The 20,120-nt window shown below is 40.1% G+C and carries 19 protein-coding genes; 7 read left to right on the top strand and 12 right to left on the bottom strand.

What is annotated here, in order from left to right:
• Positions 1-108: 108 nt before the first annotated feature.
• Genes RBI_RS06820 through RBI_RS06785 form a run of 8 tightly spaced genes read right to left on the bottom strand, consistent with a single transcriptional unit; the run spans position 109 to position 4,895 of the window.
• Positions 109-651 (bottom strand): SpoIIIAH-like family protein, encoded by a 543-nt coding sequence (locus RBI_RS06820; protein ID WP_038671921.1) that lies wholly within the window; start codon positions 649-651, stop codon positions 109-111.
• A gap of 18 nt (positions 652-669) precedes the next feature.
• Entirely contained in the window at positions 670-1,221 is a 552-nt protein-coding gene (locus tag RBI_RS06815; protein WP_242843629.1) for a stage III sporulation protein AG, read from the bottom strand.
• Positions 1,222-1,224: 3 nt separating this feature from the next.
• Complete coding sequence (locus tag RBI_RS06810) at positions 1,225-1,695, bottom strand: stage III sporulation protein AF (protein WP_038671919.1); 471 nt, start codon at positions 1,693-1,695, stop codon at positions 1,225-1,227.
• Position 1,696: 1 nt separating this feature from the next.
• Positions 1,697-2,836, bottom strand: a complete 1,140-nt coding sequence (locus RBI_RS06805) for a stage III sporulation protein AE (protein ID WP_038671917.1) — start codon at positions 2,834-2,836, stop codon at positions 1,697-1,699.
• Positions 2,837-2,845: 9 nt separating this feature from the next.
• On the bottom strand, positions 2,846-3,232 hold the full coding sequence (locus RBI_RS06800) for a stage III sporulation AC/AD family protein (RefSeq protein ID WP_051706585.1): 387 nt from the start codon (positions 3,230-3,232) through the stop codon (positions 2,846-2,848).
• Positions 3,232-3,429: a stage III sporulation protein AC gene (gene spoIIIAC, locus RBI_RS06795; protein ID WP_022286844.1), complete on the bottom strand. Its 198-nt coding sequence runs from the start codon at positions 3,427-3,429 to the stop codon at positions 3,232-3,234. The genes RBI_RS06800 and spoIIIAC overlap by 1 nt, the downstream gene beginning before the upstream one ends.
• A gap of 40 nt (positions 3,430-3,469) precedes the next feature.
• Positions 3,470-3,958: a stage III sporulation protein AB gene (locus tag RBI_RS06790; protein ID WP_038671913.1), complete on the bottom strand. Its 489-nt coding sequence runs from the start codon at positions 3,956-3,958 to the stop codon at positions 3,470-3,472.
• Between the two features lies 1 nt (position 3,959).
• Positions 3,960-4,895 carry a hypothetical protein gene (locus RBI_RS06785; protein WP_051706583.1) on the bottom strand — a complete coding sequence of 312 codons (936 nt, stop codon included), beginning with the start codon at positions 4,893-4,895 and terminating at the stop codon, positions 3,960-3,962.
• 221 nt (positions 4,896-5,116) lie between these two features.
• On the opposite strand from RBI_RS06785, the gene RBI_RS06780 reads away from it, so the two are divergent.
• The 6 genes from RBI_RS06780 to RBI_RS06755 all read left to right on the top strand — a co-directional run bounded on the left by RBI_RS06780 (position 5,117) and on the right by RBI_RS06755 (position 12,479).
• The gene (locus RBI_RS06780; RefSeq protein WP_038671911.1) at positions 5,117-6,085 is read left to right on the top strand and encodes an AAA family ATPase; all 969 of its coding nucleotides are present in this window, start codon (positions 5,117-5,119) and stop codon (positions 6,083-6,085) included.
• 11 nt (positions 6,086-6,096) lie between these two features.
• Positions 6,097-7,290: a DUF58 domain-containing protein gene (locus tag RBI_RS06775; protein WP_038671909.1), complete on the top strand. Its 1,194-nt coding sequence runs from the start codon at positions 6,097-6,099 to the stop codon at positions 7,288-7,290.
• Positions 7,291-7,300: 10 nt separating this feature from the next.
• Positions 7,301-9,982, top strand: a complete 2,682-nt coding sequence (locus tag RBI_RS06770) for a transglutaminase-like domain-containing protein (RefSeq protein ID WP_051706578.1) — start codon at positions 7,301-7,303, stop codon at positions 9,980-9,982.
• Between the two features lie 159 nt (positions 9,983-10,141).
• On the top strand, positions 10,142-11,095 hold the full coding sequence (locus RBI_RS06765; protein WP_051706575.1) for a TAXI family TRAP transporter solute-binding subunit: 954 nt from the start codon (positions 10,142-10,144) through the stop codon (positions 11,093-11,095).
• A 17-nt stretch (positions 11,096-11,112) separates the two neighbouring features.
• Complete coding sequence (gene gltS, locus RBI_RS06760; protein ID WP_038673243.1) at positions 11,113-12,285, top strand: sodium/glutamate symporter; 1,173 nt, start codon at positions 11,113-11,115, stop codon at positions 12,283-12,285.
• Positions 12,286-12,299: 14 nt separating this feature from the next.
• Positions 12,300-12,479 (top strand): hypothetical protein, encoded by a 180-nt coding sequence (locus RBI_RS06755; protein WP_038671905.1) that lies wholly within the window; start codon positions 12,300-12,302, stop codon positions 12,477-12,479.
• Positions 12,480-12,521: 42 nt separating this feature from the next.
• On the opposite strand, the gene RBI_RS06750 is transcribed toward RBI_RS06755, so the two are convergent.
• The 4 genes from RBI_RS06750 to RBI_RS06730 form a co-directional block, all read right to left on the bottom strand.
• Positions 12,522-15,080, bottom strand: coding sequence for a translation factor GTPase family protein (locus RBI_RS06750; RefSeq protein WP_038671903.1), 2,559 nt, complete (start codon positions 15,078-15,080; stop codon positions 12,522-12,524).
• A 136-nt stretch (positions 15,081-15,216) separates the two neighbouring features.
• Entirely contained in the window at positions 15,217-15,948 is a 732-nt protein-coding gene (locus RBI_RS06745) for a nucleotidyltransferase domain-containing protein (protein ID WP_038671901.1), read from the bottom strand.
• Between the two features lie 19 nt (positions 15,949-15,967).
• Positions 15,968-16,432, bottom strand: coding sequence for an NUDIX domain-containing protein (locus RBI_RS06740; protein ID WP_038671899.1), 465 nt, complete (start codon positions 16,430-16,432; stop codon positions 15,968-15,970).
• Between the two features lie 1,483 nt (positions 16,433-17,915).
• A complete protein-coding gene (locus RBI_RS06730; RefSeq protein ID WP_437436331.1) occupies positions 17,916-19,265 on the bottom strand; it encodes an MATE family efflux transporter in 1,350 nt (449 codons plus the stop codon).
• A gap of 498 nt (positions 19,266-19,763) precedes the next feature.
• On the opposite strand from RBI_RS06730, the gene RBI_RS06725 reads away from it, so the two are divergent.
• Positions 19,764-20,054 carry a hypothetical protein gene (locus tag RBI_RS06725; RefSeq protein ID WP_051706573.1) on the top strand — a complete coding sequence of 97 codons (291 nt, stop codon included), beginning with the start codon at positions 19,764-19,766 and terminating at the stop codon, positions 20,052-20,054.
• Positions 20,055-20,120 lie beyond the last annotated feature (66 nt).

The raw sequence follows: 20,120 nt of genomic DNA, 5'->3' as shown, positions 1-20,120 counted from the left end.
TTTTAGATATAAAAAAGAAATCCTTCAATCTATACTTACAACCATTATATCATAAAAATCAATAGGTTACAAGTATTTTGAAGGACTTTTTTTATTTGCTGACAAATTTTATTCTACATCATAAATTCTGATGTTTTCATTTGCAACTGAAACTTCGCTAAGGAGGATATCTTTTATCTGTGCCGCTTCGCTTGCAACAAGCCCGTCGCTGTCGGTCTTTACAACGATATTTGCGTTGTCACCGTCAAGATAAACAACACAGTCCTCAAAGCCTGCTGCTTTCACAAGTGTCTCTACCTTGCTCTCCGACTCCATGAGCCCTGTCATGGCTGAAGCTTCTTCTTCAGCGACTTTCTTTTCTTCCTCTGTGGAATCGCCGCCGTTCATTATATTCTTTAATGTTTCTACCGCCTCGTCCCTTGAATTCATTCTGTCTATTCTTGCCTGTGCAAAATAATCTGAAGTACTGTCAGTGCTTACGAGCTGTGCGTCGCCGTAATTCACGCTTTGACTTTTCACAACGTCCGTCGCCTTTATCTTGCCGTCTGAGGTCGATACTGCATAATTTATGTATACTGCAAGACCGAGTATCAGCGTCATTCCTGCAAGGATTATCTGCTTTTTGCCTATTATCATGGTCGGTTTTTTCATCTTTATTACCTCTTTCTGTTATTTTCTGCCCTCAACGCAGATCTTACTGCTTGATATACCTAGTACTGTCGAAACCGCTTTAAGCACACGTTCGTTTACTTTTATATCTCCACCTCCTTCGCAAACAATGACAACGCCGCATATCTGCGGTTTTATTATTTTTCTGACCAAAGCCTCCTTTTTGCCGTCATTATCAGTTATTACTATCTCGTTTTCATACCTGTCGCTTGTTCTGTCACCATTATTGTCTGTGCTTTTGGTAAGATTTTCGGCATAAACATATTCGGTAGTTCCCTCAACTGTCACCATTACCTCGCACTCGCCAACTCCCCTGACTTGAGAAATAACATCTTTAAGCTCTTTTTCTATCTGCTTTTTGTAGCTGTCTGTATCATCAGTGGCAACGCTTTCCGTGGGAATGCTCTTGCTCTCTGCCGTATTTTTAGCAGGAAACATCTCAGAAACAAATATAAGCAATATCCCTGCAAGACCTACGGCTATCACTATCTTCGTTTTCAAAGGAAGCTTTTTAAGAGCCTTTATTTTCCCCTCAACTTTACTTTTCAGCAACGTTTATTCCTCCTGCACGATAACTTGAGTATCAGGCAGATCTTCTGCAATAAGCTTTTCAACAAGCCCTCTGTCGCTTGTTTTAGTCAGATATACCCTTACCGCTGTTATCTCTATTTCATTATATTCATTTATATCTGTGGTTATGTCCACTCTGACGTTTTCTATGCCATTCTTATTCAGCTTATCCAAAAAATATTCTTCAAGCCTGCTTTCGGATTCGGACAGATAATAAAGTTTCGTCGCTGTTGAAACGCTGTCAAACTCAGGCAGATCTGCAAGCTCTGTATAGTCGCTTAGGGTGACTTTGAAGCCATGTCCCATTACAGGCGTTATGACCGCAAGCAAAAGTATCACAGCAAGCACTGATCTAAGTTGTTTTTTCAAAGTTCCCTCAGGTGTGGCAATATCCGTCATAGAAGTTATCACGCCTATAATGCAGGCAATAAATATCATTGCTTTAACTGTATTCATTTTAAGCTCCTATGTTCATGGCTGTCATTATTACAACTGATGTGGAAATAACGAACATTATAGAATAAGCCGCAAGGATGCTCACACCAATTGATAAAACCGAGTTTATGCTTTTAAGAAGTCCACCACTGTTGCTTATGCCAAAAATATCGTTTATGGTAGCGCCTATCCACACTGCAAGTTTTACTGCAAGAAGCGTAAGCAAAGGTTTCGCAACTATCACAGACATTATTATAACCCCTATCACGCCGACGCTTGTTCTTATTACGCCTATACTTCCCTTTACCGCTGAATAAGCTTCAGAGACCGAGCCGCCTATGACAGGTATAAAGCTTGAAGCCGCAAATTTAACGGCTCTAGCAGAGAGATTATCAGCCGCCGCTCCTGCAAAGCTTTGAATAGATAACAGCCCTGTAAAAAGGGTCATCACAATGCCAAGCACCCATATGACCAGCTTTTTCACCGACTCTGCAAGGCTTCCAAGGTCAAGAGACGGGTTTATTGCAGAAACAAGGGTCACTGCAAGCACTGCCGACAAAAACGGCACAAGTATCGTATCTGCCAATATACCTGCGCTTTCACATATTATCAGCATAACGCCGTAATAGCCTGCTCCTGCCGCCGCACTACCGCCTGCTGTCGCCACGCTTGAAAATATGGGTATGTAGGACATCATGAATCTGTTCATCTGTTCCATGGAAGTCTTTACAGAATAAAGACTGTCGGTGACAGTATCGCTTATAACAAGCACTGTGGTAAGAACACATATGAGCGTGAATACCTTGTCCACTGTACCCTCGGCTGACATTGACCTTACCAACACGCAGAGCATAGTGGCGGCTGTTATTTTCCCGAGCATTATAAGAGGGCTTCGCAAAGCAGCGGTAAAGCTTTCAAATATATGCTTTATCACATCAGAGGCACTTATATTTGCGGCAGAGGACGGATCTTCCAAAGTGATGTTATTATCTTCAAGTACAGTTTTTACATCTTCATCACCCTCAAAAGAAAGTCCCTCGTTTATTTCGCTTATGAGCCTGTCATAATATTCATTGTTCTGTTCCTCACTGTCTGCATATACTCCCTGTGGTGTAAACATGACCGCAAGTACTATGATGACAGTGGCAATTATTTTTTTCATATGTTAATCCTATATAAGCAATGCTTTTACTATTTCTACAAATGCTTTGAAAAGCGGCAGCGATACCGAAAGCATTGCAAGCTTTCCTGCCAAAGTGACCTGTGACGCAAGTGCGTTTTCTCCGCAGTCCTTACAATAATCAGATGCAAGCTGTACGATATAGCAGATACCAAGTGACTTGAACAGTATGCTAAGATACATATTGTCGATTCCTGAAAGAGTGAAAAGGTCCTCAAATACAGAGATAAGATCTTTCACAAATGCTACCGAATGAAAAAGCACCAGTGCCGCCGCTGCAAGCACAGCCGCATATTTTATTTCACGGCTGTCTTTCTCAATGGCTTTGCACACTATGGTTGAGAAAATACAAAAGCACGCTATTGTAAATATTTTCATTAATACAATCCAAACACTTCTTTTATCGTTTCAAATAGATTTCCGATCTGCCTTACTATCATAAGCAGAACGACAATAAGCCCTGCAAGAGTTGTCATCATTGCCTGCTCGTCACGCTCCGCTCGTTTCAGCAAGAGATTTAACACGGCAACGATAATTCCTATGGCAGCGATTTTGAAAATAAGATCTATGTCCATAAAATTTTGTTCCCTTCATTATGGTTATCCTTTGCTATGGCTATATTAGCAGAATAGCGATAAAAGCCCCGCTGAGAACGCCCAAAGCTCTGCAAAGCCGCACCTGTGAGGTGAAATTCTCTGAAAGTCTGCTTATCTGCTCATCAAGTGCGGCAAGGTTCATGGAAATGTATGCAAGCTGACCATTTGTGTCTGTTGTGCCGAGTTTTTCAAAAAAATCTATGGCGGTCTGCCTGATTTCATTGTCAAAAAGCTTTGACTTATATATATCCTCGGTTATTCTTCTGCGGACATCAGGCGAAGAGGTATCTTGCGACAAAAATGTAAAGTCAGAATAATCCTTCTGCAAGCTAAGCTTTAAGATAATTTCCCCGAAAGTCATTCCACCCTCAACCATTGCCCTTGTTTCAAATATCAACCGTCTGAGAAGCTTGAGATATTTCATTTGCCGTATCTTGTCCGTCGCCATTGCACAGCCCATTTGTGTGCAGGCGGATATGATCAGCACACAGCCTATTAGCTTTATCATTTCATGCTCCTGTTTTTGTAAATGATACCAGCCTGCCACACATTGTTCCTGTGCCTAATACCGCAAGTGCGTCGAAAGCCTTGTCTTTTATGAGTTTTGAGATATAACGCCGCTTTTTAAGCTCATCAAGGCTTGAAGCATGGCATGAAGCAATAAGCTTCACTCCTGAGTTGAGCGCATACTGCAAAGCTTCGTTGTCCTCAGAAGAACCTATCTCGTCGCATATGAGTATTTGCGGTGACATGACCTTGACAGCCGTCATTATGCCCTCATATTTGTTGTAGGAATTGAACACGTCCGTCATTGCACCTATAAGATTTTGCGGCTCACCTGCCACTGTTGCGGCAAACTCGTTTCGCTCGTCTATAAGCGCAACACGCCAGCGTTCGCCAAGCTTTCTTGCAAGATCACGAAGCACTGTAGTTTTTCCTCCCGAGGGCGGTGAAGCTATAAGCAGGCTCATTGGTTTGTCAGAAAAGCATTTTGCATATATCTCGTCTGAACTGCCTATCATTTCACGAGCTATCCTTATATTAAGAGAAGATATATTTTTTACCGACTCCACGGCATAACTCCTTGCAGGATCAAGAACGGCAGTTCCGCAGAAGCCTACTCTGCACCCTCCTGAAACCGTTATGTACCCTCTTGCTATCTCACGGTGAAAGCTGTGAAGAGAGTTCTGAAATGCTCGCTGATAGATAGTTTCAATATCATCTGTGGTAACTTGAACGCTATCCCCGATATTGTTCATTAGTCTGCCGTTATCATTAACGAAATACTCTTTCGAGAATATGGTAACAGACAGCCGTCTACCTCTGCGAAGCCTTATTTCCTGTATCCTGTCACGCTCTATTTCTGGCACTGACATAATTGCTCCCCTTATGCGAGGGGTGAGCAGTTCGTAAACGTATTTTATCTTGCTGACTTCTCTTATCATTTTTTTCACGCTCCTTTTGACTTGTCCTATGAAATAACTATGCTGTGAGACTGCATTTTAGTACAAGATATTTGTATTCTTCTACATACGCAGATATCCATTATTGTATTTAATTATCACGCAAAATGCTTGAAATACTGTTGTATTTGTGATATAATGTTAATGCAATATGCACAAATATTGTGAAGATAAAAGAAACATACAAAACAAAGGAGAAAATTATGAACAACAGCTTAACTGAAGAACAGGTAAAAGTACTGAATATGTCACAAAGCGTGATAAATGAGGTAAGAAAGGTCATTATCGGCAAGGACGAGATAATCATAAAAGTCCTGCTGTCCATACTTGCAGGCGGTCATATCCTTATTGAGGATATTCCGGGAGTAGGAAAGACCACTCTTGCCGTGGCTCTTTCAAAGGCGCTTTCACTTGACTATAAAAGACTACAATTCACCCCTGATGTTTTGCCAACAGACGTGACAGGTTTTACCATACTAAATAAAGAAACACACAAGTTTGAATATAAGCAGGGTGCAGCACTCACAAATCTTTTTCTTGCAGACGAGATAAACAGAACCTCAAGTAAGACGCAGTCTGCGCTTCTTGAAGTAATGGAGGAGGGCAAGGTAACTGTAGACGGTATAACACATAAAATGCCTGACCCTTATATCGTTATCGCAACGCAAAACCCGGTTGGCTCTATAGGCACGCAAATGCTCCCTGAGTCGCAAATGGACAGATTTATCGTAAGGCTCACAATGGGTTATCCTAATCTTGAAAGCGAAGTTGCAATGCTAAAATCCAAGCAAAATCTTGTGCCTGTGGATAATGTAAGGCCTGTGGTGTCTGCGGAGGATATCCTTCAGGCAAGGAAAGTTGTAGAAAATATTTATGTTTCAGATCAGGTTTTACAGTATATCGTTATGCTTGCAAATGCAACCAGAAACAATGAATATATAAAGTTAGGTCTTTCACCTAGAGGAACTATCGCACTACTAAGAATGACAAAGGCGACGGCGCTTCTTAAGGGCAGAGATTATGTTATCCCCGATGACGTTATATACAGCTTCAAGGACGTTGTTCTTCACAGACTTGTGTTCAGCTCAAAGGCAAAGATAAACGGCTTAACAGGAGAACAGATACTCAAAGGAGTTATTTCCTCAGTTCAGGTTCCTAGAGTTAGCAAGTAACGGAGGAGCAAATGCTGGTTTTATATATAATATTATTTATCGCCTCTATCTTTTTCTATATATTATATGTTGGTAGCTTCTCTTTTTATCTCTTTGCATTTTTACTTGTTATGCCTATAATCTTATTCGTTATGCTCAAAAAAATGTCAAAGAAAATAAGCGTTGGTTTTGTGAACACTCAGAAAACCGCAGGCAGATCGTCAAAGATACCTGTTGTGCTGAGATTGCAAAACCGTTCAAAGTTGCCTGTCGCCAATATGATTATAGAGATAGAATATTACAACACTCTTGACGGCGACAAAAATACAATGAAGATAAACACTCCCCTTTATCCTGATGATGTTCAGTATCTTACTTTGCACGTTTCTGCAAAGCATTATGGCACTGTCAGAATGAACATAAAACGCTGTCGCATTGTTGATATGCTGAAGCTTTTCAAGATAAGAGTAAGCACCGACGCTGCTTCCAAACTTTTTGGCGAAAGTACTTTCACTATAGTTCCTGACTATATACCTATCGAAAACAACATTGCCAATTATGCTGAAATGGGTCTTGAAACCGATGATTATTCCAAGACATCAAAGGGCGATGATCCCTCTGAGATTTTTGATATACACGAATATCATGATGGTGACAAAATAAACAGGATACATTGGAAGCTTACTGCAAAGCAGGATAAGACCATGGTCAAGGATTACTCTCTGCCAATATCAAACTCTATCGTGCTTATGGCGGATCTCCACCTTGATACAAATACAGACGATTATATGCTCATATATGATACTCTTGTAGAGGCTATAGCGTCTATATCCTATTATCTCATAGAAAATGACACACCTCATAAGGTAGTGTGGTATGATAAAAAGAAAGATTTGAGCGAAGTAGTGAACGTTACAGACGAAGAAAGTGCAAGGCTGCTTATAAGTCTGCTGTTGCAGGCTTCTGTTTATGATGAGCCTGACCTGTCTATGATAAATTACATCAATGAGCCTGAGAGATATAAATGCGGTCACTTGATGTATTTTTCTCCCGCATATAACAGCAATCTCAGCGGCGTTATGAACGATAACGATCTGGCGTTCCGCTATTCCTATATGCTTATCACGAATAAAAAGAAAGACGACGTTATAAACGATGAGTTTGCAGAGGTCGTGAACGTTACTGCAAAACACGTTGCCGAAAGCATACAGGAAATATGTCTATAAAGGTGACAACATGAAAAAGAAAAGAATAAAAAGCAAAAACAAAGATATAGGATTTATCAGCAGCAATGGTATCTGCATTGACGGAGATATCCTTATGAATTGTGAGCGTGAACATAATTCAGGCTCATTTCTAGGGTTTCAGATACTTCTGACCTTTGTGACGACCATATGCACAGCGTTTATGGCAGTATCATTCCTTGATATGGAAATATACAAGACCACGATCATATATTACTCCGCCATGCTTTCACTTGTGTTTGGTCTGATGAAATCGTCACACAAGATAATTAAGTTTTCTGCACTTGGTGTGATGATACTTCATGTAATTTACCTTGTGAGCAGGATATCTACAATAAAATACGGCTTGTTCGTTGTTATAGACAGATATCTTTCAAGGGCAAATCAACCTAACTCAACTCTTGGCGTTCAGCTTAGTGGGATTTCTACTATCGACTACCCATATCTTGCGTCAAATTTTTTCGTATTTTTTATAACTCTTGTTTGCCTTGGAACGGCAGCAGCCTGCCTTTATAGGATAGATTTTCCACTGCTGTTCATCATTACATTTCCTGTTTTCGAGCTTGGAATGTATTGGGGCTGGGAGCCGTCAATGTGGACTGTTATTGGTCTGTTTGTATGCTGGGTGACAGTGCTTGCACTGCACATAATAAACCACACAACTAACAAGGCAGGAAGAAAAAACACCTTTGCGGTGCATGAGCGAAAACGCACGTTTTATTTTACATCTGAAAAGCAAAAAGCTTGTTTCTATAACGTATTCATGAAATTCACGGCTATTTTAAGTTCGTTGGTACTTGTAGTTATTATGCTTTTCTCAGCAATAACAGGCTTTACACGTCCTGAGTCATTTGCAAAATACAGACATGATATTTCTACAGCAGTGTCAAATTTCTCTCTCTCTGACCTGAGAAATGCTTTTTCAGATTATGACGGCGGATTTGATCTGTTTGGTATAAAAACAGTTGGTGGCACAAACGGAGGCGTTCTTGGCAAGACAGCAGGCATTAGCTTCAACGGCTCAACAGCACTAAAAGTGGTCACTCCAAAATTCTCTAATACACTATATCTCCGTGGATATGTAGCAGGCGTTTATAACGACAATAGCTGGACTCCTGTTGACGTGAATGGCAATGAAGACACCTTCTCTGATGATTTTGAGCAAGGCAAGATATGGGTGCAGGATCTGGATTATGACCTTATCCAACGAAAATACGCTGATCTGACCCCTGCTCAGATTTCTGTATCTGTTCTCGGCGCAAGCAAGAAATTTGTGTATGCGCCATACGCTTCTTTATATTCAAGTGATGGAAATACAGACGATAAAAAAATGCGTCCTACCACTGAGTCATATGTCAAATTAAGTTCAACAAAGTATTCTCTTTACTATTTTGACCCCTCTCTTATAGAAGAAAGACTTGAAGCTCTCCCTGAGGCTATAGCCACAGAAGTGCCTGCATTGTCTGTTAATAAGGACAGAGGTGTTGACGCTTACTCAGAGTTTGTTCACCAGAAATATATGGACGTTTCAAAGTCTGATGAGCTTGATAAGGCATATAAAGAGATACTCAACGAATATCTTGGCGTGGATATTTACCACAAGGGTGATTGGACTTATGAAGAAATAAGCACTGCAATAAAAAACTATTTCTCTGATAACTTCACTTATACCCTTGAACCGGGTGTTACTCCAAAAGGTGAAGATTTCATAGATTATTTTTTAGGTACACAAAAGGAGGGCTATTGTTCATATTTCGCAACAGCGGGTGCAGAGCTTTTAAGAATGTTTGGCTATCCGTCAAGATATGTAGAGGGATATGTGGTGCTTAATTCACAGCTCGGTGAACCTGAAGATGATTCAACATACGAGGTAAGTGTAAAGGACAAATGTGCGCACGCATGGGCTGAGGTATTTATAGACAATGCAGGTTGGTATCCTGCAGAATTCACACCAGGTTATGATAATGATAATCCTAATCTTACGCAACAAGAGAAAGACCCTAAGGAAGTTACAACAACTAAAAGCACAGAAAGCAAGCCTACGACTACCACACAAAATGGCGGTCAGGGTGGCACAACTTCAGTGGTTACTAAAAAGCCTGCAAACAGTTCAAAAACTTCAACAACAAAGAAAACAAATTCTGCAAGCAACGGACATGGTGCCGGAGTGATGTCAGGCGCTGGGAAAACTTCTGTTTCATCAAGAATAACAGAAAACAACAGCGACCATGGCTCATTTGTAGGAATTTTCATCACTATGGGCGGACTTCTGCTTATAGCCTTCGGCGTTGTAGTCCATAGAGATGTTAAGGTAAAGAAAATGCGTTCGGAACTAAGTAATGGGGACAATAGATCACGCACTGTGGCGGTATACCGCTATATGCTCAAATATTTAAAGCTTATAGGCATTACCGACAGCAGAAATATTACAGACTTACAGCTTTGTGACAGATTAACAGAAAAATGCCAGGAAATGCAAATCAATGATTTCTCTCATATGATAAAATATATCGGAGAACTTGCTGTCAAAGCGGAAATGAGCAACTCAGTAATATCTGATGGGGAACTCGAAACCGCACTTTCTTATTTTGAAATCGTAAAGGACAAGATCGTCCTGCCAAAGCTTTCGGGCGCTAAGCTTCTTAATGCAAAATTTGTTTACTGTCTATATTAGAGAGAAAAAGCCACGCTCGGTGTGGCTTTTTTAACCTCAATGATAATACCAAAAAGCTGATAGGTGATTTTTTTATATGAAGTATATGTTTAATGCAAATATGGATATGATATTATCAGTAGGATAACTTTTTGAATATTTTAGAAAGGAATGATCGGATTGCGAAAAATAAAAAATACAATAATATTTATTGTTACAGTTGCTATACTTACAATGTTCTGCTCTTGCTGTAAACGCTCTGAGATAAAACTGGGATCCGGCAACGAAGGTGGTATATATTATAAATTTGCTGACACTCTCAGTGATATTGATGAAAACATCACAAATATAAGAACGGCTGGTTCTCAGGCTAATATGAGGCTTTTAAAGGACGGCTTTATCAACATGGGAATAGTCCAGAGCGATGTCCTGTCTGAAGCAGTGAATGGCACAGGAGATTTTAATGGTAACAAAATAAACAACGTCCGTGCAGTTGCGGCTCTTTACATGGAGTCTTTTCAGATAATCGTTCCGGCTGACTCAGATATTCAAACTCCTGCTGATCTTAAAGGCAAAAAGGTCTCTGTGGGCGAAGAAGATTCTGGCGTAGCAAAAAATGCTGAGTACATTTTAAACTCTGTAAGTCTTGACTATAACATGATAGATGTGTGCAACATGAACTATCAGAAGTCTGCTGAGGCACTTAAAAACGGCTCTATCGATGCATTTTTCGTGGTACTTGGTGCTCCATGTGATGTTATAACACAGCTTTCTGAGGAAATGGATATAAGAATATTGCCTCTTGATGACAGAACGATATCATATATGACGAATCTTTATGACGGATACTATGAAACTGTAATAAAGGCAGGAACTTATAAAGGCATTGACGAGGACATCAAGACTGTCGGCGTAAAGGCTGTTCTTGTGGCAAGCCAAAAGATGGACAGCGACACTGTAGCAGATATCACGGAAATGCTTTTTGAGGAAAATAACCAGATAAAGAAAAGGATCTCATTTGCGAATAATGACACAAAATTTGCGACAGATAATATCCCGTGTGCTTTTCATAAAGGGGCAGTGGAATATTATAACAGCATTGGAACTGCTATAACAGAGGAGGATCAAATTTGAAAACAATAAATGTGGATATGTATCAAACTCTTGCGGTGGCAGTAGGAGTCTTGTATTTAGGAGGATTTCTCAAAAAGAAAGTCAGATTTCTTGAAACCTTCTGTATTCCCTCTCCTGTCATCGGCGGAGTTATTTTTGCTATCATATCATGTATTCTTCACGTCGCAGGAATAGTCGAATTTCAGTTTGATGAAACGCTAAAAACAGTTTGCATGGTCATGTTCTTCACTTCTGTCGGCTTTCAGGCAAACATTAAAGTTTTGAAAGCAGGAGGCAAAAGCCTTATTGTATTTTTATTATGCCTGATAGTGCTGATATTTGCGCAGAATGCGGTTGCCGTAGGACTTTCAAAGCTATTAGGAGTAAGCTCACTGGTAGGTATGTGTACAGGATCTATCCCAATGGTAGGCGGTCACGGAACATCGGGAGCATTCGGCACTGTGCTTGAAGACCTTGGTCTGCAAGGTGCCACAAGCCTTTGCACTGCGGCGGCAACTTTTGGATTGATTATAGGCTCTGTAATGGGCGGACCTATCGGCAGAAAGCTTATACTCAAACATGATCTGCTGAAAACTGTTATTCCTGAGGACGACTCTATACTTGTCGAGGACGAACAAAAACATCACCGTTCTGTAAGCATGTACGCACCTGCAGCTTATCAGCTTGCGATAGCAATGGGAATAGGCACGTTTGTATCATGGGTGCTTTCATATTCAGGCATGACTTTTCCTGTGTATATCGGATCAATGATCGTTGCAGCATTTATGAGAAACATCGGTGAATACAGCGGTAAAATACACATACACATGGGTGAAATAAATGATATCGGTGGTATTTGTCTTTCACTTTTTCTCGGAATAGCCATGATAACATTGAAACTCTGGCAGCTTGCCGAGCTTGCATTGCCTATGATAATCATGCTGGTTGCACAGGTGCTTCTTATGGCAATGTTCTCATACTTTATCGTATATAATATAATGGGAAGAAACTATGATGCGGCAGTGCTTGCGGCAGGAACTTGCGGCTTCGGAATAGGTGCAACGCCAAACGCTATGGCTAATATGCAGGCTTTAACAGCAAAATTTGCCCCTTCAATAAAGGCTTATATGCTTGTTCCTATTGTTGGAAGTATGTTTGCCGATTTTATAAACAGCCTTGTTATAACAGGATTTATCAACTTTATTAATTAACGGAGGAAAAGAATATGAACAAAAAGAACAAACATCTTGACTGTTATACAGATAACCTTGCTTTTCCAGAAGTTCACGTTGAAGATGTAAAAACTGAGAATGATGAAAACGAAAATAATAGCGAATCAGGCGTAATATTCGACAACTTAGCAATACCTGAGATAAAAATAAAGTCCAAAAAAAGGAAAAGATAGCAAAAAAACGATTTTCTGGTTATTTTCAGAAAATCGTTTTTTTTATTTCATATTGGAGATATATTCTCTTATCTCTTTTTCCACACGGATAACGTCCTCGTGAAGCTCCTGAGCTGACATTCTGAAAGCACCGCTGCCCATGATTATGACCTGCTCCATGCCGTCAGATGTGGCGACCCTTACCTTATGCTCTCGGCTGAGCTTGTGAGCAGTGCGTTCGATATAAGTATCAGCCGTTTCGGCTTCTTTGGTGTAAACTATACTGATATTGTGGTAATTTTCCACTACACGCTCCTGCTCTTTGACCTTGTATGCGTCAAAGACTAGTATCAGCTCACATTGCTTGTATCCCTGATAGTTGCAAAGCCTGTTCACAAGCATACTTCGTGCAAGGTCAAGGCTCTCGTTGGCAGCCTTTTTCAGCTCGTCCCAAGAGAAAATTATGTTATAGCCGTCAACCAGCAAATATTCCACGCCTGAGTATATCTGCTTCAGCTTTGACGCTGACTTTACAGATTTTTCAGGTCTGCGCATCGCATAGTACTTATCACGTTCTATCTTTCCGTAAGTGCGCTCAAATATCTCCATAAGCTCCTTATCACTTACTGCACGTCTTACAAAATCTTCGGCACGAGCGTATGTCTGTGGCTGAGAAACCTGCCTGCGTTTGTCCTCTGGAGGTATGTGAAGCTTATCAGGAACTTCGTTCCATTTGACATTGTAACCTGCGCCATGAGAGCAAAATACAGAATCTGCCGTATTTTCAAGATCTCTGTCAGGATCATAGCCATATTCTTCAAGCACAACTTCTGTATTATGACATTCACGGTAACCGTCAGAAGTGCATATCAGCTTTCCAACGCCCTTTGTGTAGCTTATGACCTGCGACTGATATCCACGCATTTCCGCCACTGGTGCGCTTCCCTTTATAACGGAAAATTCGCCCGATACCTCTGGCTGTGAGAAAACTCCGCCCATGTTCTGTATATCTGTTATAGCACGTCCCACGTTCTGCTGTGGCACTTCAAGTGTAAAGCTGTAATAAGGCTCAAGAAGAACGGACTTTGCGTTTCTAAGTCCCTGTCTGACGGCACGATATGTTGCTTGACGGAAGTCGCCGCCCTCTGTGTGTTTAAGGTGCGCTCTTCCCGAAACGAGCGTTATTTTCATATCTGTAATAGGAGAGCCTGTGAGAACGCCAAGATACTTTTTCTCCTGCAAATGGGTAAGAATAAGTCTTTGCCAATTTTTGTCCAGCGTATCTTCACTGCATTCGGTTGCAAAACGCAGACCCTTGCCACGCTCCAGCGGCTCAAGCTTCAAATGCACCTCAGCATAATGCCTGAGCGGCTCATAGTGACCATAGCCGTAAACCGTTTTCTCAATAGTTTCTTTGTATGCAATGCTTCCCTCGCCAAAATCAATGTCGATATCAAAGCGCCGCTTGAAAATGCTTTTCAGTATTTCAAGCTGCACCTCACCCATTATACTGACATGTATTTCGCCAAGCTGTTCATTCCAATCGACGTGAAGCTGTGGATCTTCATTTTCAAGCACACGGAAATACGACAGCAGAGTGTGCATATCCAAATCAAACACAGGCTCGACACGATAGGTAAGAACAGGCTCCAACAGTGGTTTTGCAGAATCCTGCTCAAAACCAAATCCCTGCCCTGCATAGGTTTTAGTCAACCCCTCAACAGCGCAAACAACGCCAGTTTCAGCCTTATCCGCATTACGATATTTTGCCCCTGAATATATTCTTATCCTGCTGACCTTTTCTGAGAAGCTTTCACCGTCAGCCGATGTGTAATCTACTAGATCTCTAACCTTAAGACAGCCCCCTGTTATCTTCATAAAAGTCAGGCGTGAGCCACCGTCCTCTGAAATTTTATACACTTTTGCACCAAAAGTACCGCTGTCATATACACACGGTGCAAGCTCTGCAATGGCGTTCATAAATTTTTCTATGCCCTGTGATTTTAAAGCTGAGCCGAAAAAGCATGGAAATACTTTTCTATGAGCCACGGCATCTGACAGTATCTTGTCAGACATTGATCCCGATTCAAGAAACTCATTCATAATATTTTCATCAAAAAGGGCGCAATCCTCTGCGACTTCGGACTTCATACGGCAGAAATCCACAAATCCACTGCCAAGACGACCCTCTAAACTGTTCATGACGAAGGTTTTATCAGCGCCGTCCAAGTCCATTTTATTTACAAAAACAAAGGTTGGGACGTTATAACGCTTTAACAGCCTCCAAAGAGTTTGAGTGTGGCTCTGCACACCGTCAGTGCCGCTTATAACAAGCACTGCAAGATCAAGCACCTGCAAGGCACGCTCAGTTTCCGCTGAGAAATCGACATGACCAGGTGTGTCAAGCAAGGTGAAAGATGTGTTTTTATATTCAAATTCTGCGGGTTTTGAGAAAACAGTTATACCTCTGTATTTTTCAATCATATCCGTGTCAAGAAAAGCGTCACCGTGGTCTACACGTCCGACCTTTCTTATTTTGCCAGACAAATAAAGCATTGCTTCCGAAAGCGTTGTCTTGCCTGAGTCGACGTGGGCAATTATGCCTATTACTGTTTTTTTCATATTTTCTTCCTATTTGCTAAATTTCAATGTACTCCATTTCATTCTTCATTTGCACAAATCCAAACTTTTCATATAAAGACATGCCCATTTCTGCGATATAAAGGGTTCGTATATATGCTTTCTTCATGCTATCTAATTATAAATCATTTTCAAGAAAGTTTTGTATTTTATCATTAAGAAACATCAGAACATCCTTATGATCAGACAAAATGTCCGTTTCAAATCTTTCCTTATTTAGAAAGTATTCAACCATAATTCTATTATCATCCTGATACGATTCTAATAAACTTTCTATCGACAAGGGATAAACTCCTGTTGCACAAAAGCGTTCTTGTCTTAATGCAAACATGAGCGGCTTCAAAATATATGTCGAAATTTTTTGGTGCGTAAGTAATTCTTTTGGCTCATCTACACATATATAATGGCGAACACTCATTAAAATATTTGCTAAATTTTTCTTATAGGATAACTGTATCTTTTCATTTATATTTTCGATTTTCACCAATTGCTCACCATACAATAAAACACTATTTAGTTCAGCAATTGCATATTCTGACCAATCTTCAAATATTTTGCTTTTATATTCGTCTACGGATAAGCATTGAGTATTTATCTCCAACAAATCATAAGGGATAGATGTGTTTCTTGCACAATGCCCAACATTTTCTAAGACATATTGATTTATTGTACTAAAGATACAAAACACGTCTAAATCAGAATTATCATTTGCATCTCCTCTCGCATAACTTCCAGTCAAATAAACCATTAATAAGTATTCACCTAATCTATTTTTTAAGGCTGACACAAATTCACTCAATACTTTCTCATAATCATGATTTACTTTATTTGCTGGTATCACTCTTCTCATAAACAAGTTCCTTCATTATTTAGTCTGTTACTTCCGGGTCTCCAATTTCTTCATTTCCTAAATAAACTTTATACGCTTTTCCTTCATACAAATTCATGATCTGTCGGCGTAATTTTGAAGGATATAATGGTGTTGTATTTAATGTTTTAATATCTAACCAATCATATCCAACTTGATTTGTATCACTTTGCAAGACGGCATTTTCAAGTTTTCCAATATACTCACATAAAAACACCAAATCTACACGATGAAATTTTTCTCCATGTAAACCCTCTATAACAAACGCTAAATCTTTCACAACTACCCGCAATCCCATTTCTTCTGCCACTTCTCTACAAACTGCTTCAGGAAGAAGTTCCTCCACATCTTGTCCGCCGCCGGGCATAATATACCATTCTTCTTTTCCGTCACTTATTTTGATTGCCAACATCTTATCATCTTTAATAATTAATGCTTTTGCTGCATTTCTTACAGTTCTATCCATAATATCTCCAACGTTACTTGTATCGCTGTGGAACTGTTGTCACCACAAACATATTATCCTATACGCTAAACTGCCATGCCCTATAAAAAGCGGCATGTTTAACCAATGTGTGTAAACCACACCGCTAAGCTAACTGTCCTGATTTACTGCGCTTTCCTTGTTATCAATACCACACACTCCACGTGGCTCGGTTGTTCAACGAAAAACATACTCAACCCCTATTGTACGAGGAAATGGTGGAACGCACCTTTTCCCTTAAAATCTAGTGGTTCGAGCCTGTGATAACCTTGAATTGCCCTATAATTTGTATAGGCAAACAAGGTAAAGTTCTGTTCCTTAAACTTCATTTTTAATGTCATCCCTACAAACTGGAATTTGTTAATCTACCAGATAGAAAGAGGGAACCAGATCATGGCTTCTATATTGTTCTGTACTCTCTGACTTATCATTTTATCCTCACAAATTTCGATTTATCTTTCTAATCAACTACACGCCAACTTCTTTAAAATATTAACATAATATTTAAACTCATTCAAGGAACTCAAATAAACACACAAGTGGAACACCTCAAATTAAGTTTAGAAAAAGCTGATTAATGCGAGGCATTCGTTTCGCCGTTTTGAGCAACGCTCGAAAATACGTCACTGAGAGGACTGTGAAAAAACGGCAGAAACGATTTATTCAGCGTTTCCTTTGTTTATTTGAAATTGCAATATAACTGCATATAGAAATCAGGAAACTTATACAGTACAAAACAACCGCTCCAGAACTAAACAATACTTCTCCCAAATAAGTTAGTCCTGGCATAAATCCATATCCAGGAAGATTATTATAGTAAATCATCAGTCCTATGGATATAAGCAGCGGAATTAGTTCTGCCGAAAACAATATCCGCCAAATTTTTTTTGTTTTCTTGCGAATGGTTATCACAAATAATATTATTTGAAATATAAAAATTACTATATATGTAATCAGTAGGAACAGTGCCATTACTATTTTCCTCCGTAAATTCCGATTTGTCAATTTCATTAAATATGAATTTTATCTTTCTCCAGTGGATACAGATATGTAATCGGATTCTGTGCCGACTGATTCAACTTCAATCTGGCTATCGACTTTCCAATGTAGAGCGATTCATTCTCATCCAACGGAAATCCCTGCTCATATCTTTCATCCACAAAAAAAATAATCTATTTTCAGTTTTTGGTGTAAGAACAATATCCTGTCCTGGAAGTCTGTCCTTTGCCTCTTTACATACAAACCACTCTGATGGCTTATATACGGCAACAATCAAAGAGTTGTAAACACCGAAAACATACTCAACCCCTATTGTACAAGAAAATGGTGGAACGCACCTTTTCCCTTAAAATCTAGTGGTTCGAGCCTGTGATAACCTTGAATTGCTCTATAATTTGTATAGGCAAACAGGGTAAAGTTCTGTTCCTTAAACTTCATTTTTCATGTCATCCCTACAAACTGGAATTTAACTAATGGATGCCATTTTATCAGTCGGCCATGATCTCCTAAGAGCCACATAGGAGATTAAAAAGTTTGCAAGCCAGCCAACTGGTATCGCAAGCCAGACAAAGGCAATGCCGAAACGTGGTGCACAGATCAGGGCAACGGACAGACGAATCGCAAGATTCACTATATTTGCAACGAGGAACGGACGCATAATTCCGAGACCGCGAAGAACTCCATCGGTTGCCATCTTGATACCCATGAAGATGAAAAAGTAACCAAGCCACCTCATATAATCACCAGATACCTGATAGGCAAACGCCGTTCCGTCTTTTCCTAAAAACAGTGATGAGATCTGCGTATGCAGCACTTCAATGGTCACTAACGCAATGACCGCAAAACACAGATCCAGCACCAGTGCAACATGGTAGCCTTTTTTGATACGATCAATTTTCTTTGCACCAAGATTCTGGGAAACATACGGCGAAACCGCATTGCCGATGGATACAAAGATCAATGAAAAAACATTTTCCACCCTCATCGTTGCTGCATACCCGGCGAGTGCCTGTGTACCGAAAGGATTTACTACTGCCTGCACGATCATCATACCGATAGACACTGTGGACTGCTGCAAAACCGATGGTACCGCAATGCGAAGCATGGAATAGAGCTCCTGCCGGTCGAACCTACTAAAGGAGCTCTTGTATTGCCGCATCCGAGACAGAAAGATCAAAAACGAAAACACGGCAGAAATTCCCTGTGCAATCAGGGTTGCAATAGCCGCACCGAACACACCGAGACCTAGCCCGGCTACCATCCAAAGATCCATTAAAATATTCAGTATGGACGAAAAAATCAGCAGTCCTAGCGGAATTTTGGATTCGCCGATTGAGGTGAACATGGTAGAAAGAATGTTATACATAAACAGAAACGGAAAGCCCACAAAATAGACCCGCAGATACAGTACTGCATCATCCAGTATGTCGACAGGGGTTTGCAGTCCACTCATCAACGAGTTGGCGAAGAAAAAGCCAAAAACACCAAGGACTATACTTAGAAGCAAAAAGCTAATCAAGGAGGTTGACACGATTGTTTTCATTTTGCCATACTCCCTGGCTCCGAAATAACGGCTCACAAGCACACCGGCTCCGACACCGGCTCCCAGTGCCACACAAATGAACACATTGGTCAATGCTGCACATGCACCGACAGCTGCAAGTGCGGAAGAACCAACAAACTGGCCGACAATAACAGAGTCGGCCATATTGTATATTTGTTGAAAGAAACTTCCAATAATCATTGGCATTGCAAAAACCGTCAACGCTTTGAAGGGCGTATCGGTTATCAAATACTCATCTTTCGACATTATCATATTCCTCCATGGTATCTTTGGTATCTTGTATCGTGATATCCCATTCACTTACCTTCTCAAATTCCGATTTGTCAATTTCGTTAAATATGAATTTTATCTTTCTCCAGTGGATACAGATATGTAATCGGATTCTGTGCCGACTGATTCAACTTCAATCCGGCTATCGACTTTCCAATGTAGAACGATTCATTCTCATCCAACGGAAATCCCTGCTCATATCTTTCATCCAAAAAAAAAATAATCTATTTTCAGTTTTTGGTGTAAGAACAATATCCTGTCTTGGAAATTTTACTACCATATAAAATTACACTACTCTCAAACCTCAAATTTAAGATAATGACACTACTCATCAGTGCATTTTATATTAGGCAGTAATTATATTATAGCATACAAATATAAAAAGTCAACAAAATTCAGATAACGCACATATCCTTTGATAGTGTAGAATAGGTTTACAAAAATGGTGACTCTGGTCAACAGTATCTTTCTATCGTCTATGTGAATGGTATCAGAAAGCAGTGGCTCTTTTATCCTGATTACATCATTAAGACTACTGGCGTAAATATTTGGATTATCGAAACTAAAGGTCGTATGCAGGCTGGTCACACCAAAAACATTGACCGTCAGGTCGAAAATAAGTTTAATGCATTTAAGGAATACGCCAAGAAGTACAACCTTCATTGGGGCTTTGTGCGTGACATTGATGAGGAATTGTACATAAATAATACAATCTACACTGAAGATATGTCAGGAGATAATTGGATTCCACTGGATGATGTGCTGAAATAAATTCTCAGCCTTGAATAATTAAATTAAAAATGAGCTACTGCACATAATGCAATAGCTCATTTTCGT

Source organism: Ruminococcus bicirculans (ex Wegman et al. 2014) (assembly GCF_000723465.1).
Lineage (GTDB): Bacteria > Bacillota > Clostridia > Oscillospirales > Ruminococcaceae > Hominimerdicola > Hominimerdicola aceti.
Note: the sequence above shows the minus strand (reverse complement) of the source record. Positions and strands in the feature narration are given on the sequence as shown.